Below are 20,967 nucleotides of genomic sequence, written 5' to 3' on the forward strand. Positions count from 1 at the left end.
CTGCCACCATGGATGATGCTGGCATGGCGTACGACTGGATCTCGGTGACCACCGACTACGGCCTGCGCGACGGCTTCGTGGCGGCCTGCCACGGCGTGATCGCGCGGCTGGCGCCCGCCGTGCGGGTGATCGACGTGACCCACGAAGTGCCACCCCAGGACATCCGGCACGGGGCGATGGCCCTGGCCCAGACCGTCCCCTACCTGCCGGAGTCGGTGCACGTCGCGGTGGTGGACCCGGGTGTCGGCACGGACCGGCTCGGCGTGGTCGTCGTCGCGGAGGACGGGCTGCTGGTCGGGCCGGACAACGGCCTCCTGCTGCCGGCCGCGCAGGCCTTGGGCGGGGTCCGGGTGGCGTACGAGCTCGCCGAGCCGTCGCTGCGGCTGCCCGCGACGTCGGCGACCTTCCACGGCCGGGACGTCTTCGCGCCCGCGGCCGCGCACCTCGCGCTGGGCGTGTCGCCGGCCGACTTCGGCGACCCGGTGGACGGCCTGGTCGCGATGCCGGAGCCGTTCGTGGCGGCGTTCCCGGGGAAGCTCGTGTCGGAGGTGCTGACGGTCGACCACTTCGGCAACGTCCAGCTGGCCGCGACCCCGGCGGACCTGGAGCTTTCGGGCCTGTCCGGCGCGGTTTCCGTGCACAGCGAGCGCGTGGCGGTGACCACGGTGCTGGGGCGGACGTTCGCCGACGTCCCCGCCGGCGCGTCGGTGCTCTACACGGACTCGGCGGGCCGGCTCGCGGTCGCCGTCAACGGCGGCTCGGCGGCGGCGGTGCTCGGCCTCGGGCCGGCCCAGGAGTGCACGATCACCTCGTCGCCGACCGCGACCTGACCCGGCCGCAGCACGGCGGCTTTCGCGCCGAAGACGACACCGCCCCGCGGGTCACGCCGGTAGGTCGCGAGGGTGCGGATCGGCTCAGGACCGGCCTTCGCGCCGGTTTCCTGGTCGACCATCGGGACCGCGCACCGGACGCACCTCTCGGCGTACCCGATCCGCGCCGTCCCGGCGGTCAGTTCACGGGCCTCGTCTTCGCGGTGGGGTTCGACCCAGCCGGCGAGCACGATGTTGGGCCGGAAGCGGTCCATCGGCACCGGTTCGCCCTGTCCGGCGGCGATCCGCTCGTTGAGGTTGTCCAAAGAGGACTCGGAAGCGAGCAGCAGGGCGTGCGCGTCGCCGAAGGCGGCGAGGCCGGGGAACACCCCGTCGCTGACGCGGTGGTGATCCGGCGTGACGCCGATCAGCTCGGCCGGGCGGCCAAGCAGGTCCGAGAACCACTCGTCGGCCCGGGGATCCTGCCGGACGCCCTCGCCGTGCCAGGTGAGCATCGACACCGGGCGCCGCGGGCCGTCGTGCCGGATGTCCACGACGACGTCCTCGCGGCCGGGTGCCGACAGCGCGAGCCTGTCGCCGAACACCCGCGGCCGGACGACCGCCATCACCGGGTGCGGCCGCTGGGTGAGGACGTCGCCATCCGGCGAGATGACCTGGAAGACCCGGTCGCCCGCGAGCCCGGTGCTGGTCACCTCGGCAAACGGCACGTCGATGCCCGCGCAGGACTTGACCGGGTAGTACGTCAGCCGAGCGATTCTCGCCATCTTCGCAGGCTACCCGGGCGGCCGCCGCCGAAGCGTCTCCCTTTCAGAGGACCTGCGAGAGGAACCGTTGCAAGCGGGGGCTCTGCGGCTCGTCGAAGATCTCCGCCGGTGGGCCCTGCTCGACGATGCGGCCCGCGTCCATGAACGCCACCTCGTCGGCGACGCTGCGGGCGAAGCCCATCTCGTGCGTCACCACGATCAGGGTCAGCCCGCGCGAGGCCAGGCCCGCCATCAGGTTCAGCACGCCCTTGACCAGCTCCGGGTCCAGCGCGCTGGTCGCCTCGTCGAAGAGCATCACCTCGGGGTCCATCGCCAGCGCCCGGGCGATCGCCACCCGTTGCTGCTGGCCGCCGGACAGCGCGCTCGGGCGGTACGGTGCCTTGTCCGCCAGGCCGACGTCCGCCAGACGGGCGCGGGCGATCGCCGCCGCCTCCTCCTTGCTCAGCTTCTTCACGCTGCGCAGCGGGAGCACGATGTTGTCCAGCACGCTCCGGTGGCCGAAGAGGTTGAAGTGCTGGAACACCATGCCGACGCGCTGGCGCAGCGCGTCCGGGTCGGCCTTGATCACCGACTCGCCGTCGAGCAGCAGATCGCCGGAATCGGGCTCCTGCAAGCGGTTCACGCAGCGCAGGAGCGTCGACTTGCCGGAGCCGGACGGGCCGATGACGCACGTCGTCTTGCCGCTCTCCACGCGGAGGTCGACCCCGCGCAGGACTTCGAGCGTGCCGAAGCTGACGTGGATGTCCTTCAGTTCCACACTGGACGAGCGCACCGCCGTCGTCACGAGGGGACCTTTCCGCTGGCCACCAGGTCCAGCTCGTCGCCGTCGTCCGGCTCGTCGACGCGCACCTTGCGGCCGGTCCGGAGCTTCTTGTCGATGTAGTTGACCAGGTGCGTCAGCGGCACGGTGATCACCAGGAAGAACACGCCCGCCGCGACCAGCGGGGACAGGTTGCCCGTGTTCGCCGCCAGGTCCTGGCCGATCCGGAACAGCTCGCGCTGGCCGGACAGGAGGCCGAGCACGTACACCAGGCTGGAGTCCTTGACCAGCGCGATGAACTGGTTCACCAGCGCCGGCAGCACCCGCCGGACGCCCTGCGGGATGATCACCAGCAGCATCGACTTGGTGTAGCTCATCCCGAGCGCCCGGCTGGCCTCCATCTGGCCCTTGTCCACGCTCTGGATGCCGGACCGGAAGATCTCGCCGATGTAGGCGGCCGCGATCAGCGACAGCGCGAGGATGCCCATCGGGTACGGGTTCGTGCCGACGACGTCCCGCGCGAGCGTGCCGAGACCCTGACCGATCAGCAGGATGGTCAGGATCGCCGGCAGCCCGCGGAAGATGTCGGTGTACACCCGCGCGGGCCAGCGCAGCCACCACTTGGTGGACAGGCCCATCACGGCCAGGACCATGCCGACCACGGTGCCGATCAGCGCCGAGGACACCGACAGGATCAGCGTGTTCAGCAGACCGGTCTTGAGCAGGTCCGGCAGGACCTGGGAGATGTAGTCCCAGTCCAGGAACGTGTTGACAAAGTCTCCCACCCGTCACCCACCCCCACCCTCAACGGAAGCGCTTCGCGCTGCTGGCTTGTTCACAGTGGACTACTGGCCCGGCTTGAACTCGGCGGGCACCGGCGCGGTGGGCTCGAACTGGTCGTGCACCTTCACCCAGGTGCCGTCGGCGATGACCTTCTTCAGGCCGTCGTTGATCTTGTTGATCAGGTCGGTGTTGCCCTTCTTGAAGGCGAACCCGTGCGGGATGGTCGTGGTGATCGCCTTGGTCACCTTGAGCTTCGCGTCCGGGTTGTTCTTCGCGTAGTCCTCGGCGGTCGCCTGGTCGAACACCGCGCCGTCGATCGCGCCGGTCTTCAACGCGTTCAGGGCGGCGGCGTCGTTCGGGAACCGGACGGCTTGCGCGGTGGGCGCGTTCGTGCCGAGCCAGGTGTCCGACACCGTGCCCTGGACGACGCCGACCCGCTTGCCGGACAGGGAATTCTCGTCGGTGATGCCGGCGGTTTCCTTGGCTTCGATGCCGAGGGCCTGGTAGTTGTACGGCGCCGAGAAGTCGACGGTCTTCTTGCGGGCGTCGGTCTGGGAGATCGCCGAGCTGCCGATGTCGAACGTGCCGTTCGCGACCTGGCCCAGCAGCGCCGAGAACTCGGTCGCGGCGAACTCCAGCTTCAGCCCTTCCTTGGCCGCGATGGCCTTGAGCAGCTCGTTGTCGAAGCCGGTGTAGTTGCCGTTCTCCTGGTAGGCGTTCGGCTTCGAGTCGCTCAGCGTGCCGACGCGCAGGGTCTTCTCGCCGCCGCTGTCCGAGCCGCCGCAGGCCGTGAGGGCGGCCAGCAGGGTCGCGGTCAGCGCTGTGACCAGTGTCTTCCTCATGCTTCTCCTAACCCTGGAACCCGGCCGGCACCGGAGCGGTCGGCAGGAACTGCTGGTGCAGCTTAAGCCAGGTGCCGTCGGAGATCACCTGCTTGAGCCCGTCGTCGATCTTGCGCAGCAGCTCGGCGTTGCCCTTCTTCACCGCGAAGCCGTGTGGCACGTCCGTGACGAAGCTCTTCACGACGACCAGCTTGGCGTCCGGGTTGTCGGTGACGTTCTTCTCGGCAATGGACTGGTCCAGGATGTACGCGTCGACCGCGCCGCTCTTCAACGCGGTCAGCGCGGCGGCGTAGTTGGGGAAGCGCACGGCCTGGGCGTTCGGCACGGTGCTGGTCAGCCAGTGGTCGCCGACGGTCGCCTGGATGACGGCGACGCGCTTGCCGGCCAGGCCCTTTTCGTCGGTGACCGGCGTGCCCTGCTTGGCCTGGATGCTCATCGTCTCGAAGTCGTACGCCGCGGAGAAGTCGACCGTCTTCTTGCGCTCGTCGGTCTGCGCGATCGCCGAGCTGGCGATGTCGTACCGGCCCGACGCGACCTGCCCGAGCAGCGCGGAGAAGTCGGTCGCGGCGAACTCCAGCTTCAGGTTCTGCTTGGCCGCGATGGCCTTGAGCAGCTCGTTGTCGAAGCCGGTGTAGTTGCCGTCCTTGAGGTAGATGTTCGGCGGCGCGTCGCTCAGGGTGCCCACGCGCAGTGTCGAGGAAGCGCTGTCCGAGCCGCCGCACGCGGTCAGCGTGAGAGCGGCGGCCAGCACGGTGACGATCAGCTTCTTCATGTCACGCCACCAGGTTCTTGACGGGCAGGCCGGGACCGCCCTGCTGGAGTTCCTTCGACAGCGGCGTGTTCTTGTAGAACTGCCCGTAGATCCGGGCCACCGTGCCGTCCGCAACGGCCTTCGCGAGGCCGTCGTTCAGCTTGTTCAGCAGATCGGTGTTCTTCTTCGCCACGGCGAACGCCGACGGCGTGTCCTTGTCCTCGGCCGTGTACCCGAGTTCCAGCGGGACAGTCGGGTTCTGGTCCAGGTACTTCTGCCCGATGTCCTGCGGGACGACCCAGCCGTCGAGCGTGCCGTTCTTCAGCTGCGCGAAGCCCGCGTTGTAGTCCGGGAAGCGGACGACCTGGGCGCCGGCGACCTTGCCCGCGAACTCGTCCTGCACCGAGCCCTGGACCACGCCGAGCCGCTTGCCGCCCAGCCCGGCGACGTCCTTCAGGTTCGCGCCCTTGGCCGTGACGATCGTGGTGAAGCCGGTGTTGTAGCCGTTGGAGAAGGCGACCGTCTTCTTGCGCGCCTCGGTGCTGGAGATCGTCGAGCTGCCGATGTCGAACTTGCCGCCCGCGACGCCGGCGAGCAGGCTGGAGAACTCGGTGCCGACGAACTCGACCTCGAAGCCCTCCCGCTTGGCGATGTCGCGCAGCAGCTCGTTGTCGTAGCCGGTGAACCGGCCGTTCTCCAGGTAGATCGACGGCGGGGCGTCGCTCAGCGTCCCGACGCGCAGGGTGGTCGCCCCCGCGTCGGAACCACCGCAGGCGGCCAAGGTCAGCGTCAGCGCGCCCGCGGTGACGGCCGCGGCGATTTTCGACAGCGTGGATCTCATCGCTTCTTCCAGAGGTAGGCGCGCCCAGGGCGCGAGGAAAGCACGTCAGGTCACTGGGTAAACGCCCTGACGCTCCGGTTTCGTGCGATCGAGATTAGGGATTTCGCCCGTTCGTGTGGATTCGTTCCAGTCCGTGGACTCGTGCGTCAGCTCACAGGATCGGCTGCGGGACGTACCCCGCGGCCTCGGGGAACCGCTCGAGGACCTGGGCGACGCGCTCGGCCACCTGCGTGACCTGCCGCCCGGCCGTGCCGGTGAACGAGATCCGGTCGGCGAGGAGTTTGTCCAGCTCACCGCGGTCGAGCGGGATGCGCTCGTCGGCGGCGAACCGGTCGAGGAGGTCGTTCTCGGCGCGGCCTTCGCGCATCTCGAGCGCGACGGCGACGGCGTGCTCCTTGATCGCTTCGTGGGCCGCCTCACGCCCGACGCCGGCGCGGACCGACGCCATGAGCACCTTCGTCGTGGTGAGGAAGGGCAGATAGCGATCGAGCTCACGCTCGATCACCGCCGGGAAGGCGCCGAACTCGGCGAGCACGGTGAGGAACGTCTCCAGGAGGCCGTCGAGCGCGAAGAAGGCGTCCGGCAGCGCGACCCGGCGGACGACCGAGTCGGAGACGTCGCCCTCGTTCCACTGGTCGCCGGCCAGCTCGCCGATCATCGAGAGGTGGCCGCGCAGCACGACGGCGAGGCCGTTCACGCGCTCGCAGGAGCGGGTGTTCATCTTGTGCGGCATGGCGGACGAGCCGACCTGGCCGGGCTTGAAGCCCTCGGTGACCAGCTCGTGGCCGGCCATCAGCCGGATCGTCTTGGCCAGGCTGGAGGGCGCCGCGGCGAGCTGGACCACAGTGGACAGCACGTCGAAGTCGAGCGAGCGCGGGTACACCTGGCCGACGCTGACGAACCGCCGGTTGAACCCGAGGTGCTGCATCACGCGGTCCTCGAGCTGGTCCAAAGTGGACTCGTCGCCGAGCAGGTCGAGCATGTCCTGCGCGGTGCCGACCGGGCCCTTGATGCCGCGCAGCGGGTACCGCTCGATGAGGTTGTCGAGGCGCTCGAAGGCGACCAGCAGCTCGTCGGCCGCGGTGGCGAACCGCTTGCCGAGGGTGGTGGCCTGCGCGGCGACGTTGTGGGAGCGCCCGGCCATGACGGTGTCGGCGTGCTCGACGGCGAGGGCGGCCAGCCGCGCCAGCACGGCGGCGACGCGGGTGCGCACGAGCTCCAGGGAGCGGAGCAGCTGGAGCTGCTCGACGTTCTCGGTGAGGTCGCGCGAGGTCATGCCCTTGTGGATGTGCTCCTGGCCGGCGAGGTCGCTGAACTCCTCGATCCGGGCCTTGACGTCGTGGCGGGTGACGCGCTCGCGGGCGGCGATCGACTCGAGGTCGACGTTCTCCAGCACCCGCTCGTAGGCTTCGACGACGCCGTCCGGCACCTCGACGCCGAGGTCCCGCTGGGCCTTGAGGACGGCGAGCCAGAGCTGCCGTTCCAGGACGACCTTCTGCTCCGGAGACCAGAGCGAGACCAGGTCCGCGGAGGCGTAGCGGGCGGCGAGTACGTTCGGAATGCGGGGCTTGTCCGTCACGCCCTCACGATACCTGCGCAGGTCAGCGCGGTGACGGCCCGGGGTTTCACCATTCCGCGAAGCCGCCGTCGTCGTGGCGCCACACCGGTGAGCGCCAGGCGTGGCCGGTCTCGTCCGCCCGGCGCACGGCTTCTTCGTCGACCTCGATGCCGAGACCGGGGCCGAGCGGCCGGGCCGCGTAGCCGTCCTGGAACGCGAAGATCGACGGATCCGCGAGGTACGTGTGCTCGCGGCCCTCGTGGTAGTGCATGCCCACGCTTTGTTCCTGGATCAGGAAGTTCGGTGTGGCGAAGGCGACCTGCAGCGACGCGGCCAGGGAAATCGGGCCGAGCGGGCAGTGCGGCGCCAGCGAAGCGCCGTACACCTCGGCCAGCGCCCCGATCCGCCGCAGCTCGGAGATGCCGCCGGCGTGCGACGGGTCGGGCTGGACGACCGCGACCCCGGCGTCGAGCACCGGCTTGAACTCCCAGCGCGAATAGAGCCGCTCGCCGAGCGCGATCGGCACCGTGGACGCCTCGACGATCGAGCGCAGCGCGTCGCCTTGGGTCTCCGGCAGGATCGGCTCCTCGACGAACAGCGGCTGGACGTCCTCCAGCAGCCGCACCAGCCGGCGCGCCATCGCGGGCGAGACCCGGCCGTGGAAGTCGATCGCGAGGTCGCGGTGCGGGCCGAGCGCCTCCCGCGCTTCCCAGGCCCGCGCCACCGCCGCGTCCGCCTCGGCCGGGGACGCGATCGCCGTCATCGGCCCGGCGACGTTCATCTTCACCGCGGTGAACCCGGCCTCGACCTGCGCGGCCACCGCTTCGCGGATGCCGGCCGGGCGGTCGCCGCCGACCCAGCTGTAGACCCGGACGCGGTCGCGGACCGGTCCGCCGAGCAGCTCGTGCACCGGCGCGTTGCGGACCTTGCCGGCGATGTCCCACAGCGCGTGGTCGAACCCGGCGAGCGCGCTGGAGAGCACCGGGCCGCCGCGGTAGAAACCGCCGCGCCGCAACACCTGCCAGTGGTCCTCGATGCGCAGCGGGTCCTGGCCGATGAGCAGCTCGGACAGCTCGTGCACGGCCGCGCGCACGGTCTCCGCGCGGCCCTCGACCACGGGCTCGCCCCAGCCGCTGACCCCTTCGTCCGTGCTGACCTTGAGGAACAGCCAGCGCGGTGCGACCAGGAACGTCTCGATGGCGGTGATCTTCACCCGGGTACCCCTGCTTCTACGCGGAATCCTTGGCGGCCGACCAGCCGCCGTCGACGGTCAGTTCGGCCCCGGTGACGAACGAGGCGGCGGCCGAGAGCAGGAACGCGATCACGTCCGCGACCTCCTCCGGCCGGCCCAGGCGGCCGGCCGGGGTCGCCCGCGCGCTGCGTTCGCGGTCTTCGGGCGGGATGCGGGCCCAGGCCTCGGTGAGCACCGGCCCCGGCAGCACGGAGTTGACCCGCACCTCGGGGGCGTACTCGACGGCCAGCTGCCGGGCCAGCGCGACGAGCGCGCCCTTGCTGGCCGCGTACGCCGGGTGACCCGGCAGGCCGAAGTGCGCGTGCACCGACGAGACCAGCACGATCGCGCCCCGCCGCGCCCGCAACGACGGCAGGCACGCCTTCACGGCGAGGAAGGTGCCGGTGAGGTTGACGTCGAGCTGGCGCTGCCACTCGGCACGGCCGATCTCGTGCAGCGGCCCGGTGCTGGGCACGTAGGCGTTGCTGACCAGCGCGTCCACCTCGCCGATGGCCGCCCAGGTCGCTTCCTCGCTCACCGAACCCCGGATCGGCGTGACGCCGTCGGGGAGCTCGGCGACGTCCACGCCCAGCACGCGGTAGCCGTCGCCGATGAGCTTCCGCGCGGTCGCCGCCCCGATCCCGGACGCCGCTCCGGTCACCACCGCTGTCGGCATCGTCCCTCCGTCCGTTGAAGTGCAAGAATAAATCCTAATTTAAGATTTCACAAGGTAGACTGCGGCTCATGAAATACCGGTGGGAGATCATGGCTGACGCGCTGCGCCAGGGAGTCGTCGGAATCGTGCGCACGCACGATGCGGAGTCCGCTGTGGAGACCGCCCGCGCGGCCCTCGACGCCGGGCTGCGCTCGATCGAACTGCCGCTGACGAACCCGGGCGCGCTGGACGCGATCTCCGGGCTCGCGGCCGCCTACCCGGACGCGACGATCGGCGCCGGCACGGTGCTCGACGAGACGTCCGCGGTGCTGGCGATCCGCGCGGGGGCGCGGTTCCTGGTGTCACCGTCGGTGGACAGCGCGGTGATCCGGACCGCGCACCGATACGGCGCGGCAGCCCTGCCGGGCGCCGGCTCGGTGACCGAAATCGTGCGGGCCCTGGAGGAAGGCGCCGACGCGGTGAAGGTGTTCCCGGCGTCGGCGCTCGGGCCGTCGTGGGTGGCGGACGTGCGGGCGGCGCTGCCGCAGGCCCCGCTGGTACCCACCGGCGGCATCGGGCCGGAAGACGTGCCAGGCTGGCTCTCGGCGGGCGCGGTCGCCTGCGGGATCGGCTCGGCGCTGACCCGCGGCGCCCCCGCGGAGGTCGCCACCCGGGTCGAGACGCTGTTGAGGAGCGCGCATGGCTGAGCTGGTCTTCGTCGGGTGCTACACCGGCGATGCGGGGAACGGCACCGGGATCACGACGCTCTCGCGGTCGCCGTCCGGCTCGTTGCGCGAAGTGGCTTCGCTGCCGCTGGAGTCGCCGTCGTGGCTGGTGCGCCACCCGTCGTTGCCGGTGCTGTACGCGGCCAACGAGACCGCGGACGGCGGCGTGACGGCGTTGGCCATCGCCCCGTCCGGTGAGCTGTCGCTGCTGGGCACGGCCGAGTCGGGCGGGGCGCACCCGTGCCACCTCGCGGTGACCCCCGACGGCCGGTTCCTGTTGTGCGCCAACTACACCGGCGGCAGCGTGGCGGTCTTCTCGCTGTCCTCCTCGGGCGCGGTCGAGGCGCGGACGGCCCTGGTCCGGCACAGCGGCAGCGGGCCGGTGACCGACCGCCAGGAAGCGGCGCACGTCCACATGGCCGTCCCGTCCACGGACGGTTCCATCGTGAGCGCGGTCGACCTGGGAACGGACGAAATCCGCAGCTACACGCTGACGTCCTCGGGCGCCCTCGAGCCGCTGGCCGTGTCCTCGCTGCCGCCGGGCACGGGACCGCGTCAGCTGGTGCGCCGGCCGGGCACGGACCTGGCGTACGTCGTCGGCGAGCTGGCCGGGACGCTGGTGACGGTCCGCGAGAAGGCACCGGGCGCGTTCGAGGTGGTGGCCTCGACGCCGTCGACGCTGTCGTCGGTCAAGCCCAACCTGGTGGCCCACCTGGAACTGGCCGACTCGCGCCTGTACGTGTCGAACCGCGGCCCGGACTGCGTGACGGAGTTCGCGCTGGACGACGCGGCCGCGGTGGCCGACCAGCCCTGCGGCGCGAACCCGCGGCACTTCGCTCTGGTGGACGGCACTTGTTACGTGGCGGCGCAGTCGGAGGACGCGATCACGGCGTTCACGCTGACCGCGTCCGGCGAAGCGGAACTGCGGTACCACCCGACGGGGTCACCGACCTTCGTGCTGCCGGTGTCCCTGCCTTGACCAGGCATCCATAATGCGGTCAACACCTGCCGGCTGAGAGGGCCCTCCATTGACCGAACACCGGCCCCGCGGGTTGCACGGCCAGACCGTGGAGGCACTGGCCAGCCGGATCCTCTCCGACGAGTGGGGCGAGGGCACCGTCCTGGACCTGCCCGCGCTGCGCGAAGAGCTCGACATCAGTCTCACCGCTCTGCGCGAAGCGCTCAAAGTGCTGGCCGCCAAGGGGATGATCGACGCCCGGCAGAAGCGCGGCACCTTCGTGCAGCCGCGCGAGAAGTGGAACATGCTCGACGCCGACGTCATGCGCTGGCAGACCGCGGCCGCCGACGATCCCGGGCTGCTCGACGAGCTCACCGAGGTCCGAGCCGTCGTCGAGCCGGCCGCCGCCCGGATCGCCGCCGGGCGGGCCACCGAGGAAGACCTCGAGGCGCTGCGGGACGCGCTCGCCGACATGGCCGCCGCGGGCGACGACCCGGAAGCGAGCGTCCAGGCCGACCTCGCCTTCCACCGGCGGCTGATGGCCGCCACGCACAACAACTTCCTGGTGCGGATGGAACGGATCATCGCGATCGGGCTGGCCGAGCGGGACAAGCTCGTGCACGGCTCCCCGGCGGCGGAGGACCCGGTGCCGAACCACCGGAAGGTGTTCGACGCGATCGTCGCGGGTGACCCGGCCGCGGCCGAGCAGGCGATGCTCGCGCTGGTCACCAAGGCCCAGGACGACCTGGCGAAGGCTCAGCGCACGCGCTCGTGAGTGGTAAGGCGGGTTCTGACCCGCGTTACCACTCACGACCGGGTGCGGCGGGCTGCGCTATTCGGCGAGGGCGGCTTGGAGCATCCGGGCGGCGGCCGCGCGGGGCTCGGGGTCGACCTCGACCAGGGCGTTGACGACCGCGCCGTCGACCAGGGCGACCAGCCGCTCCAGCTCGGTCGCGGAGACCGGGGTGCCGGAGCGGGCGAAGATCTCCGTCAGCAGCTCGTTGAGCTGGGCCGACAGCGTCCGCATCAGCGGCCGCAGGTACGGGCGGCGGCCGGTCGCGACCAGCCGCTCGTAGCGCAGGAGTACGGCTTCGGCGTCGGCCGCCTGGTCGCCGCTCTCCGGGCCGAGCAGCAGGTCCAGCACCAGGTCGACGGTCGCCTGCACGCCGCGGTTGCGGGTCGCGAGCTCCTCCAGCCGGCGGCGGCCGGTCGCCAGCTCGGCGTTCGAGTGGTGCTCGACGGCCGCCGTGACCAGGTCTTCCAGCGAGTCGAAGTAGTACGTCGTCGACGCGAGCGGCAGGCCCGCCCGCTCGGCCACCGCCCGGTGCCGCACCGCGTCGAACCCGCCCTCGACGAGCAGTTTCGCGGCGGCCTCGACGAGCGCGGCGCGCCGTCGCTCCCCCTTGGGGGTGGTCGCAGCGGTCATGGCCGGTCATTCTGCCAACCGGGCGGCCCCGGGCTCAGAACCGGGGCGCGAGATCGCGGGCGAACCCGTCCACCTGGCCCGCGTACGGCGCCGCCGCTCCCGCGGACGGCACGCTGACCAGCACCAGCACCCCGCCGGACGCGGTGCCCACCCGCGCGGTGACCGTGCCGGCCGGCTGGGACTTGAAGACCTCCGGGATGCCCTTCGGGTACACCGCCGCGGCGACTTCGCCGCCCGGGACCGGGAACCCGGCGGACCGCGCCACCGTCGAACAGGCGCCGCCCGGGACGGCCTGGGTGGCGGAGACGTGGCCGGGGAGCTCGCCAGCGAGGGCAGTGGCGAGCTCCCCGTCCACCTGTTCGCACCCGGAGGCGCCTTCGGCCAGTTGGCCGGTCTTCCCGTCCCCGGCACCCCCCTGCTGAGGTGGCTGGGACGAGAAGTTCGGTGACTCCCCGCCGACTTCAGGACGCATCGAGCCGTCTCCGGGTTGCGCGACGCCCGGCCCGGAATGCGCGGGAGCGGCGTTGTCCGTCGCGATCAGCGCCTCGGGGGTACCCCCGGAGAGCACTCCGTACGCGCCGAAGCCGACGACGACCAGCGCGGCGGCGCTCACGCCGGCGGTGATCCGGTTCCGGCGGCGCAGGGTCTGGCGGCGGGATTCGCGGACGACGTCGTCGCGGCTGAACGTCGGCGACGGCGCGTCCGGCGGCGCGGCGGAGAACAACGAGCGCAGTTCCTGCTCATCCATTGGTCTCCACCTCCCGTTCGAGGACCTGCCTCAGGTTCGCCAGCCCGCGGGCGGTCTGGCTCTTCACGTTCCCTTCGCTGCAGCCCAGCGCCTGCGCCGCGCCGGTCACGTCGAGTCCTTCGAAGAACCGCATGACCAGCACCGCCCGCTGCTTGGGCGGCACTTCCTTCAGCGCCGCGAGCAGGTCCTCCCTGGTCGCGACGAGGTCGTCTAGACCGGGCGTGTCGTCCGGCGGCTCCGGCAGCGTCTCGGTCTGCCACTCGCGCCGCCACGGCCGCCGCGATTCGTCGATCGACGCCCGGACGAGCGTCTTGCGGACGTACGCGTCGGTCGCCGCGCGATCCCTGATCTTCTTCCACCTCCGGTGCAGTGCCACGAACGCCGTCTGCGCGAGGTCGTCCGCCCGGTGCCAGTCGCCGCAGAGCATGTACGCGGTCCGGCGCACGGCGTCCCGCCTGGCGGCGAAGTACTCCGCGAACTCCTGCTCGTCGCGCTGGTCCACGCGCAGTCGTGCTCCGCTCTGTTGTCGTTCGCCCGGGAGGACGGAATCAGGGGCGTCCACGGTTGCACGGACGGAGCGGGTTCGACCACTCAAGGGCTGATTGATCCCCGCGACGTGGGTGTGATGTGATCGCAACGTGACCTTCGACCCGCCCGTCCTGGACTTCCGCTCCGACACCGTCACCCGGCCGGATGACACGATGCGGGCGGCGATGGCCTCCGCCGAGGTCGGGGACAACGTCCTCGAGCGCGATCCCACGGTCGCGGTCCTGGAGGAGCGGGCGGCACACGTCCTCGGCATGCAAGCGGCGCTCTGGGTGCCGAGCGGGACCATGGCCAACCTGATCGCGCTGAGCCTGCACCTGCAGCGCGGCGACCGGTTCCTCGCCACCCGCGGCGCGCACGTGCTGGTGAACGAGCTGGGCTCGGCGGCGTGGCTGGCCGGCGGCATGCCGGACATCCTCGAGCACGACGGCGGCCCGGGCCGCCCGTCTCCCGACGCCCTCGCGGCCGCGATCGGACAACCCGGGCCGTACTTCACATTACGGACATCGCTGCTCTGCCTCGAGAACACCCACAACGCGGCCGGCGGCGCGGTGACGCCGCCCGACGAGCACGCCCAGCTGCTCTCGGTTGCCAAGGAAGCGGGCCTGACCGTGCACCTCGACGGCGCCCGGCTCTGGCAGGCGGCGGTCGCGCTCGAAGTGCCGCCCGCCGCGCTGACCGTCGGCGTCGACACCGTGTCGGCCTGCTTCAGCAAGGGCCTCGGCGCGCCGGTCGGCTCGGTCATCGCGGGCAGTACGGCGTTCGTCGAGCGGGCCCGCCGGATGCGGCAGATGCTCGGCGGCGGCGTCCGGCAGGGCGGCATCCTGGCGGCGGCCTGCCTGGTCGCGCTGGACCGCATCCCCGAGCTGGCCGAGTCGCACGAGAACGCTCGGCGGCTCGCCGAAGGCCTGCGCGAACACGGCTGGCCGGCCAACACACCCGACACCAACATCGTGCTCGCCGAAGTCCCCGACATCCCGACCGCGCTGGCCTGGCTCGACACGCTCGGCATCCGCGCGGTGCCGATGGCGGGAAAGGTCCGGTTCGTCACCCACCGGGACCTGAGCGCGACCGACGTCGAAGAAGCCCTGCGCCGGATCAAGACCGGCGCGTGACGAAGTCCCGGGGGACCGCATGAACTGGATCGTGTTCGACTACGGCGACGTGCTCAGCAAGCCGAGCGCCGCCCTGCCCGACCTGGCCGCGGCGATGGGCGCGCCGCTGCCGCAGTTCCTGGAGGCGTACTGGGAGTACCGGCTGCCCTACGACGCCGGCAGCACCCCGCTCGAGTACTGGCAGGCGGTCGGCGACGCCGTGGGTGCGCCGGTCGACGAGGCACTGTCGGCCGAGCTGACCCGCATCGACGTCGAGGGCTGGGGGCACCTGGAACCTTCGTCGAAGGCCCTGCTCGAAGCGCTCTCCGAAGCCGGCGCGAACCTGGCGCTGCTCTCGAACGCGCCGATCGCGTTCGGCGAGTGGGTCCGTGCGCAGGACTGGGCGAGGCTGTTTCGCGTAACGCTGTTCTCCGGCGACGTCCGGTGCGTCAAGCCGGACGCGAAGATCTTCCGCCTCCTGCTCGACGAGCTCGGCGCCGAGCCGGCCGACTGCCTGTTCTTCGACGACCGCGAGTCCAATGTGGAGGGAGCGCGGGCGGTCGGGCTCCGGGCCCACGTCTGGAACGGCGCCGACGCGGCCCGCGCGTGGCTGGACTGAGGGCTCACGCGCACCGCACGGCCGCCTACCCGCCGTGATCTCCATGTCCTAGGCTGAGCGTCCCCACACTCCCCGGTAGGTGCGCATGGCGACGAGCGAACGACCATCGGCCCACGTCGACTTCGAACGGCCGAGCATCGCTCGCGTCACCGACGCGCTGCTGGGCGGGCAGAACCACTACGAGCCCGATCGCGCCGTCCTGCGGCAGCTGACGGCGATCGCGCCGGAAGCCCCGGCGATGGCCCGGGAAGCGCGGCAGTGGCTGGTGCGCGCCGTCCGCTACCTGACCGAGCGGCTGGACGTCGACCAGTTCCTCGACCTCGCGTCGGGGTTCCCGACGGCGGAGAACACCCACCAGGTGGCGCAGAAGTACAACCCGGAAGCGCACGTCGTCTACGTCGGCGACGACCCGGTGGTGGAGGCGCACGGCCGGGCGCTGCTCGTCGACAACGACTTCACGCACATCTGCGGCACCGATCCGCTGAACCCCGGCGAGACGCTCGCCGGGGTCGAGCGGTTCATCGACTTCGACCGGCCCGCCGGGCTCGTGCTGTGCGGGGTCGTCGACCACATCGCCGACCTCCACCAGGCGCAGCAGGTGGTCAAGTCCTACGTCGGCGCGCTGGCGCCGGGCTCGTACCTGCTCCTGCTGCACCAGCACAACCCGGCCGACGGCTCCGACGCGGCCGCCGTCGCGACTTCCCTGCAGGACCGCTTCGCCCGCATCGGGCTCGACACGCTCTACCGCACGCGGGCCGAGATCACGTCGTTCTTCGACGGCCTCGACCTGCTCGAGCCCGGGCTGACCGCGCCGCACCAGTGGTGGCCGGACGGGCCGCGCCTGGCGCAGCTGACGCCGGTCAACTGGACGGCGCTGGCCGGCGTGGCGCGGGTCCCCTAGTAGCGGTTGATGCGCCGCGGGTCCTTCTTGCCGCCGGTGATCGCCTTGTAGCCGGCGGCGCCGAGGAAGGCGATGCCGCCGATGATGGCGATCCAGAGGACGGCCTTGAACACGAAGCCGATCACGGCGCCCAGCACCATGAACGCCACCCAGGCGACGATCAGGCCGCCGACGATCTTCCAGAACATGGTTCCTCCGATGTCTCCCCGTGGCCCCACCGGCCCGATGCCTCCACACTGCCACCTGGCGCGGTGAAACTCCCCTCGGACGGCCAACGTTCGGGGTTTATTCAGGGTTCCCCCTGGCCAGCCAGGCCCCCAGGCGCCGGACCCCTTCGTCGATGTCCTCGGCGCTGCCGGCGAAGGAGAACCGGACGTACTTGCCGCCGTCGACCGGGTCGAAGTCGACGCCGGGGGTGATGGCGAGCCCGGTTTCGGCGAGCAGCCGCTGGCACCAGCTCAGGCTGTCGTGCGTGTACGCGCTGACGTCGGCGTACGCGTAGAAGGCCCCGTCAGCCGGGGCGAGTTTGCCGAGGCCGATGCGCTGCAGGCCGGCGAAGAGCCGATCGCGGTTGGCGCGGTACCGCTCGACGTGCGCGTCGGCCTCCGCGTACGCCTCGGGTGTGAAGGCGGCGAGGGCCGCGTACTGCGAGACGGCGGGCGGGCAGATGGTGAAGTTGCCGGTCAGGACGTCGATCGCGCGGTGGAGGCGCTGCGGGGCGAGCATCCAGCCGAGCCGCCAGCCGGTCATCGCGAAGTACTTCGAGAAGCTGCCGAGCACGACCGGCTCGCGGCCGTACTGCCACGCGCAGTCGAGCTCGGCGCCGTAGGAGATGCCGTGGTAGATCTCGTCGCTGATCAGCTGGACGCCGTGCGACGAGCACCAGCCGGTGATCGCGGCGAGCTCCCCGGGCGGCAGCACGGTCCCGGTGGGATTGCCGGGGCTGGCGACGATCAGGCCGTCGATCGGCCCGAGCTCGTCGAGCAGTTCGACGGTGGGCTGGAAGTTCGTCTCGGCGGTGGTGGCGAACTCGACGACCTCGCAGCCGAGGACGGACAGCAGGTTCCGGTAGGCGGGGTAGCCGGGCCGGGCCATGGCGACCTTGGCGCCGGGGTCGAAGGCGCTGAGGAAGGCGAGCAGGAAACCCCCGGACGACCCGGTGGTCAGAACGACGTCGTGCGCTTGGACGTCGACGTCGTACCGCGTCCGGTAATGCCCGGCGACGGCCTCGCGCAGCTCGGGAATGCCGAGCTGTTCGGTGTAGCCCAGCGTGCTCTTCTGCAGCGCTTCCTGGGCGGCCTCGAGCACGGCCTTCGGCGCCGGAGCGGACGGCTGCCCGGCCGCGAGCGACACGAGATCGCCGTGGCTGCGCTGCCGCGCCCCGGCCGCGGAGAGGACGTCCATGACGTGGAAGGGCGGCACGCCGGCCCGCAGCGCGGGCCCGGCGAAAGCTCCGAGGTCGGCCATGGGGCCAGGCTAGTAGCCGCGGTAGGCACCACCGTGGGCCATGGCCTTGATGCCGGGCACGTTGTCGAGGCTGCCGTACCGGTCGAAGGAGTACCGGACCCCGGCGATGATGTTGTCGACCGGGTTGTAGATGTTGTCGTGCCCGGGGAGCTTGTGGGCGTTGAACGTGGAGTCGATGCACTGCATGAGCCCCTTGGACGGGTGCCCCGCGGCGGCATTGGAATTGCCGGTCAGGAAGAGGTGGTCACCTTCCTGGGCCGTCCAGGTGCCCAGCTCCGTGGTCACGCACCAGACGTCACCCCGCCCGGCGGCTTCCTTCTTCAGGAAGGCCCCGGTGATGATCGGGTTGTTCAGGTGCACGGAGAATTCCGGACGCCAGGTCTCCGGCTGGTTCTTCCGCGCCACGGGGAGTACCCGGGGCCGGGCTCCGGACAGGTAACCGGCCAGCGCGATCGCGTCGAGGACGGTACCGGCCGCCTGGTAGATGACGACCTGCGGCCGCGAGTACCCGGGTCGCAGGTACCGGGTGCCTTCGGCGTCGGTGATGGCCTCGAGCCACGCCTCGCGCTGCTCCGTGGACATCGCCAGCACCTGGGCGACCGCGTCGGCGCGGGGATGCCCGGCGCGCGCCATCAGGTTCTCGGCGTAGTCGTGGTCCAGCCGGAACTGGTGCCGAGGCCCGCACCCGCCGCGGTCGTCGACGTACAGCGCGTGCGGCACGCCGTCGAGGAGCTTGCGGAGCTTCGCGACCATTTCGGGCTTCGACTGCGCGATGGACATGGTCGGGCGGTGCCGGCGGGACTCGACGTGACCGTCGCCGGCGATCCACCCGAGGATCGCCGCTTCGGAGACACTGATGTCCAGCGAGGATTCCGTGGCGGCGGGCGCCGCCAGAAGGATCCGATCGCGTGACCGGACGTCCTCGGTGGTGACGAAACCGGCCTCGGTCGCGTAGCGGTGCTCCTGCCTCGGTGAAACGAAGCCGTGCTTCTTGCGCCGGTGCACCGCGACGCCGTTCGCCGGCTGCCGCGCCGTCCGCGGCTCCCACCCGCATTCCGGGCAGACCACTGGCAGATCGGTGCGGCTGACACCAACCCTCGGGAGGTTGAGCCAGCGGTGGTTGGGCGTCGTGGTCGCCTGCCACCGCGAGTTGACCATCCGGACCAGTTCGGCGTCTTCGTGGTGGACCACCCGGGTGATCCGCGTCCACTCGCTGCGCCCGGTGGCCGGGTTGTAGCCGATCGTCTCGTCGCCGGCTTCGACCGCGTCGTGCTTCAGCAGCCCGCGCCTGGTCACGATCTGCGTGTCCAGCGGCACGCAGTCCCAGTTGTTGATGGCGTTGGGATTTCCGCCGGATTCGTGCTGGATGATCGCCCAGATCTTCGGGATGTCCGCGTCCGTCACCGGAATGCCCGCGGCCTGCAGTGCCTTCATGGCTTCCTGGATCCACTGCTGGACGTTCCCCGGCGGCGGCGAAGAAGGCGGGCCGCCGCTCGGGCCGAGGCCGCCACCGCCGCCTCCGCCACCCCCACCTCCGCCGCCGCCGCCTCCGCCGCCGTGGGAGGAGCCGTTGCTGTGGATGCCGCCCGTGCTCTTGGGGGCCGCTGCCGAGCTGCTCGGCAGGGGGACCTGGTCGTAGCCGCCCTCGATCTGCTGGGACATCAGTTTCTGCGACGCCTTGATCGCCGTGTCGGCCTGGGTCTGCAAGCCGGTGACGTCGCCGTCGAAGCCGGCCGTGATGGTGTGGATGTCCGTTTTCGCGGTGGCCAGGATCTGGTCGGCGCTGGGGCTGGGCCCCGGCTTGCCTTCGTCGTGGGCCTTCTTCGCCGCGGCCAAGGCGTTGTTGATGTCGGTTTCGGCCTTGGCGTTGCGCTCGTTGACGGCCTTTTCCGCGGCGAGCTGCTTGTCCCCGACGTTCTTCTTGATCTGGTCGAGGGTCCGCGCGAGGTCGTCGAGGTCCTTGGCGACGTCCTCGAGGTGGGTCTGCACCTTGGTGCCGGCGTCGCGGACCTGGCGGACGTACTGGAAGAACTGGTCCGCCGCCGGGCCGGCCCACACGCTGCCGTTGAGCGCGTCGGTCGAATTCTTCAGGGAAGCGTTGTGGTCACCGGCGTTCTTCCCGGCCTCGCGGAACTGCGTGGCCGCCGCGGTGATCTTTCCCAAATCGACCTTTTCGACCTGGTCGACCTTCTTCATGAAGGCGTCCCAGTTGTCCGGCGTTCCGGCGCCGCCCCCGTTCAAACCCACTGTGGTGCCCCCAGAATCACTTGTCGACGTGCAGTTTGAGATCGCTCGCGCCGACCTGGTCGGTTTCGGCGATCAGGCCCGCGGCCTTGCGCATGGCGAACCCCAGCGCCTCCATGTGCTTGCCCGCGGCGTCGAACTGGTTGTGCACGCCGTCCTTGAACTTGCCGACCGCGCCGTGCGCGTCGCCCGTTTCGTCCATTCCGCCGAAGGGGCTTTCCTTCTCGTGGTCCAGGCCGGTGACCTTCTGCTTGGACTTTTCGAACTCGTCCTTCAGCTTCTCCACCTGACTGGCCGCGATGGCCATCGAGTCCGGGTCGTAGACAGGCACGGTTCGTCATCCCCTTCGGAAACTTGTCTCCGCCCGATCGGACGTCGTTCCGACCAGGACGGTTCCCGCGCTTACTTTATGACTTCGCCCGGGACGCGGGTACGGCTCTCCGCCAACTTCCACCCAGCGGGGATCAGGCTTCCGCCACCAGTTCGCGGATCCGCGTGGCGAGCAGGGCGTTGTCCGCCGGGGTGACGGTGGCCCACTCGCGGCCGTCGCCGTCGCGGCCCACCTGGAACAGGTAGCGGCCCGCGTCGGTGTCGAAGAACGCCACCACCCGGCCCGCCCGGTGCACCACGCCGTCGCGCGAGGTGCGTTCCGCGCCGAACTGGCCGCGGGCCTCCTGGCCGAGCAACATGCCCGATAGCTCCTGGGCCTGGAAGAGCGGTATCCCGCGGTCCTCCAGGGCCGTGACCAGCGCCTTCGCGTCACCTTTCGCCGCCGCGTCGGCGGACTTCACGACGTCGTAGGGCAGGCTGACCGTCTGGCCGATGCCCGGGCCCAGGTCGCCCGCCACCGAGACCGCCGCCTCCGCGAGGCCGTCCTCGGTCGCCGGGATCAGCCAGACCTCGCCGTGGTCCACCACCGCCAGCACCGCCTGGCCGCGCAGGCTGACCGCGCGGCCGCGGATCTCGCGTTCCGCCCACACCCATACGTCGATCCCGAGCTGCGGGCGCGCCAGCAGGTGCAGCAGGTCGGCCAGCTCGCCGGACACCCGCCGGTTGCGGGCCAGCCGCCGCTCGCTCAGCGAAACCCACGCCGAGTCGACCAGCTCGCGCCGCTCGGTCATGGTGGTTCCGTCGCTCGGCACGTCCAGCGCGACGTGCCGCCGGGGCAGGTCGAAGGATTCCCAGAGCACGTCGAACTCGAGGGCCGACAGGACGAGCGACACG

23 protein-coding genes and 2 pseudogenes are annotated in these 20,967 nt (G+C 71.1%); 7 read left to right on the plus strand and 18 right to left on the minus strand.

The genetic code is table 11. The features are described 5' to 3' along the window. The first annotated feature begins 23 nt into the window (after nucleotides 1–23). A complete protein-coding gene (locus H5965_RS10940) occupies nucleotides 24–830 on the plus strand; it encodes an SAM-dependent chlorinase/fluorinase (protein ID WP_310969486.1) in 807 nt (268 codons plus the stop codon). Here H5965_RS10940 and H5965_RS10945 read toward each other — a convergent pair. From H5965_RS10945 to H5965_RS10985, 9 genes are all read right to left on the minus strand, one after another. Next, complete coding sequence (locus tag H5965_RS10945) at nucleotides 713–1,594, minus strand: MOSC N-terminal beta barrel domain-containing protein (protein WP_310969487.1); 882 nt, start codon at nucleotides 1,592–1,594, stop codon at nucleotides 713–715. The genes H5965_RS10940 and H5965_RS10945 overlap by 118 nt on opposite strands. Before the next feature lie 43 nt (nucleotides 1,595–1,637). After that, nucleotides 1,638–2,378, minus strand: a complete 741-nt coding sequence (locus H5965_RS10950) for an amino acid ABC transporter ATP-binding protein (RefSeq protein ID WP_310969488.1) — start codon at nucleotides 2,376–2,378, stop codon at nucleotides 1,638–1,640. Beyond that, nucleotides 2,375–3,139: an amino acid ABC transporter permease gene (locus H5965_RS10955; protein ID WP_310969489.1), complete on the minus strand. Its 765-nt coding sequence runs from the start codon at nucleotides 3,137–3,139 to the stop codon at nucleotides 2,375–2,377. Before H5965_RS10955 ends, H5965_RS10950 begins: the two co-directional genes overlap by 4 nt. A gap of 60 nt (nucleotides 3,140–3,199) precedes the next feature. After that, complete coding sequence (locus H5965_RS10960) at nucleotides 3,200–3,979, minus strand: ABC transporter substrate-binding protein (protein ID WP_310969490.1); 780 nt, start codon at nucleotides 3,977–3,979, stop codon at nucleotides 3,200–3,202. A gap of 7 nt (nucleotides 3,980–3,986) precedes the next feature. Next, complete coding sequence (locus H5965_RS10965) at nucleotides 3,987–4,751, minus strand: ABC transporter substrate-binding protein (protein WP_310969491.1); 765 nt, start codon at nucleotides 4,749–4,751, stop codon at nucleotides 3,987–3,989. A gap of 1 nt (nucleotide 4,752) precedes the next feature. Continuing rightward, nucleotides 4,753–5,571, minus strand: coding sequence for an ABC transporter substrate-binding protein (locus H5965_RS10970; protein ID WP_310969492.1), 819 nt, complete (start codon nucleotides 5,569–5,571; stop codon nucleotides 4,753–4,755). Nucleotides 5,572–5,722: 151 nt separating this feature from the next. After that, on the minus strand, nucleotides 5,723–7,150 hold the full coding sequence (purB, locus tag H5965_RS10975; protein WP_310969493.1) for an adenylosuccinate lyase: 1,428 nt from the start codon (nucleotides 7,148–7,150) through the stop codon (nucleotides 5,723–5,725). A gap of 46 nt (nucleotides 7,151–7,196) precedes the next feature. Beyond that, nucleotides 7,197–8,342, minus strand: a complete 1,146-nt coding sequence (gene dgoD / locus H5965_RS10980) for a galactonate dehydratase (RefSeq protein WP_310969494.1) — start codon at nucleotides 8,340–8,342, stop codon at nucleotides 7,197–7,199. A gap of 16 nt (nucleotides 8,343–8,358) precedes the next feature. After that, a complete protein-coding gene (locus tag H5965_RS10985) occupies nucleotides 8,359–9,036 on the minus strand; it encodes an SDR family oxidoreductase (RefSeq protein ID WP_310969495.1) in 678 nt (225 codons plus the stop codon). Nucleotides 9,037–9,104: 68 nt separating this feature from the next. On the opposite strand from H5965_RS10985, the gene H5965_RS10990 reads away from it, so the two are divergent. The 3 genes from H5965_RS10990 to H5965_RS11000 are packed head-to-tail and all read left to right on the plus strand — an operon-like array spanning nucleotide 9,105 to nucleotide 11,473. Beyond that, nucleotides 9,105–9,722: a bifunctional 4-hydroxy-2-oxoglutarate aldolase/2-dehydro-3-deoxy-phosphogluconate aldolase gene (locus tag H5965_RS10990; RefSeq protein ID WP_310969496.1), complete on the plus strand. Its 618-nt coding sequence runs from the start codon at nucleotides 9,105–9,107 to the stop codon at nucleotides 9,720–9,722. Beyond that, entirely contained in the window at nucleotides 9,715–10,719 is a 1,005-nt protein-coding gene (locus H5965_RS10995) for a beta-propeller fold lactonase family protein (RefSeq protein ID WP_310969497.1), read from the plus strand. The genes H5965_RS10990 and H5965_RS10995 overlap by 8 nt, the downstream gene beginning before the upstream one ends. A gap of 49 nt (nucleotides 10,720–10,768) precedes the next feature. Further along, on the plus strand, nucleotides 10,769–11,473 hold the full coding sequence (locus H5965_RS11000) for a FadR/GntR family transcriptional regulator (RefSeq protein ID WP_310969498.1): 705 nt from the start codon (nucleotides 10,769–10,771) through the stop codon (nucleotides 11,471–11,473). 57 nt (nucleotides 11,474–11,530) lie between these two features. On the opposite strand, the gene H5965_RS11005 is transcribed toward H5965_RS11000, so the two are convergent. Genes H5965_RS11005 through H5965_RS11015 form a run of 3 tightly spaced genes read right to left on the minus strand, consistent with a single transcriptional unit; the run spans nucleotide 11,531 to nucleotide 13,374 of the window. Continuing rightward, a complete protein-coding gene (locus tag H5965_RS11005) occupies nucleotides 11,531–12,124 on the minus strand; it encodes a TetR family transcriptional regulator (RefSeq protein ID WP_310969499.1) in 594 nt (197 codons plus the stop codon). A gap of 34 nt (nucleotides 12,125–12,158) precedes the next feature. Then, nucleotides 12,159–12,872 carry a hypothetical protein gene (locus H5965_RS11010; protein ID WP_310969500.1) on the minus strand — a complete coding sequence of 238 codons (714 nt, stop codon included), beginning with the start codon at nucleotides 12,870–12,872 and terminating at the stop codon, nucleotides 12,159–12,161. Beyond that, complete coding sequence (locus tag H5965_RS11015) at nucleotides 12,865–13,374, minus strand: SigE family RNA polymerase sigma factor (protein WP_310969501.1); 510 nt, start codon at nucleotides 13,372–13,374, stop codon at nucleotides 12,865–12,867. Before H5965_RS11015 ends, H5965_RS11010 begins: the two co-directional genes overlap by 8 nt. Nucleotides 13,375–13,510: 136 nt before the next feature. On the opposite strand from H5965_RS11015, the gene H5965_RS11020 reads away from it, so the two are divergent. The 3 genes from H5965_RS11020 (at nucleotide 13,511) to H5965_RS11030 (ending at nucleotide 16,032) form a co-directional block, all read left to right on the plus strand. Further along, a complete protein-coding gene (locus H5965_RS11020; protein ID WP_310969502.1) occupies nucleotides 13,511–14,533 on the plus strand; it encodes a GntG family PLP-dependent aldolase in 1,023 nt (340 codons plus the stop codon). Between the two features lie 19 nt (nucleotides 14,534–14,552). Beyond that, nucleotides 14,553–15,131 (plus strand): HAD family phosphatase, encoded by a 579-nt coding sequence (locus tag H5965_RS11025; RefSeq protein ID WP_310969503.1) that lies wholly within the window; start codon nucleotides 14,553–14,555, stop codon nucleotides 15,129–15,131. Nucleotides 15,132–15,216: 85 nt separating this feature from the next. Continuing rightward, nucleotides 15,217–16,032, plus strand: a complete 816-nt coding sequence (locus tag H5965_RS11030; RefSeq protein WP_310969692.1) for an SAM-dependent methyltransferase — start codon at nucleotides 15,217–15,219, stop codon at nucleotides 16,030–16,032. On the opposite strand, the gene H5965_RS11035 is transcribed toward H5965_RS11030, so the two are convergent. The 6 genes and pseudogenes from H5965_RS11035 to H5965_RS11060 form a co-directional block, all read right to left on the minus strand. Beyond that, nucleotides 16,029–16,220 (minus strand): hypothetical protein, encoded by a 192-nt coding sequence (locus H5965_RS11035; RefSeq protein WP_003096028.1) that lies wholly within the window; start codon nucleotides 16,218–16,220, stop codon nucleotides 16,029–16,031. The genes H5965_RS11030 and H5965_RS11035 overlap by 4 nt on opposite strands. A 97-nt stretch (nucleotides 16,221–16,317) precedes the next feature. Continuing rightward, nucleotides 16,318–17,499: a pyridoxal phosphate-dependent aminotransferase gene (locus tag H5965_RS11040; RefSeq protein ID WP_310969504.1), complete on the minus strand. Its 1,182-nt coding sequence runs from the start codon at nucleotides 17,497–17,499 to the stop codon at nucleotides 16,318–16,320. A gap of 9 nt (nucleotides 17,500–17,508) precedes the next feature. Then, nucleotides 17,509–17,724 (minus strand): annotated as a pseudogene (locus H5965_RS11045) (transglycosylase SLT domain-containing protein); the annotation flags it as partial. Between the two features lie 1,095 nt (nucleotides 17,725–18,819). Further along, nucleotides 18,820–19,746 (minus strand): annotated as a pseudogene (locus tag H5965_RS11050) (WXG100 family type VII secretion target); the annotation flags it as partial. A gap of 16 nt (nucleotides 19,747–19,762) precedes the next feature. Then, nucleotides 19,763–20,074, minus strand: coding sequence for a hypothetical protein (locus tag H5965_RS11055; RefSeq protein WP_310969505.1), 312 nt, complete (start codon nucleotides 20,072–20,074; stop codon nucleotides 19,763–19,765). A 133-nt stretch (nucleotides 20,075–20,207) separates the two neighbouring features. Further along, nucleotides 20,208–20,966 (minus strand): ESX secretion-associated protein EspG, encoded by a 759-nt coding sequence (locus H5965_RS11060; RefSeq protein ID WP_310969506.1) that lies wholly within the window; start codon nucleotides 20,964–20,966, stop codon nucleotides 20,208–20,210. Nucleotide 20,967 lies beyond the last annotated feature (1 nt).

Origin of the sequence: Amycolatopsis sp. 505 (assembly GCF_031625235.1) — a bacterium.
In the GTDB taxonomy this organism is placed as follows: Bacteria; Actinomycetota; Actinomycetes; order Mycobacteriales; family Pseudonocardiaceae; genus Amycolatopsis.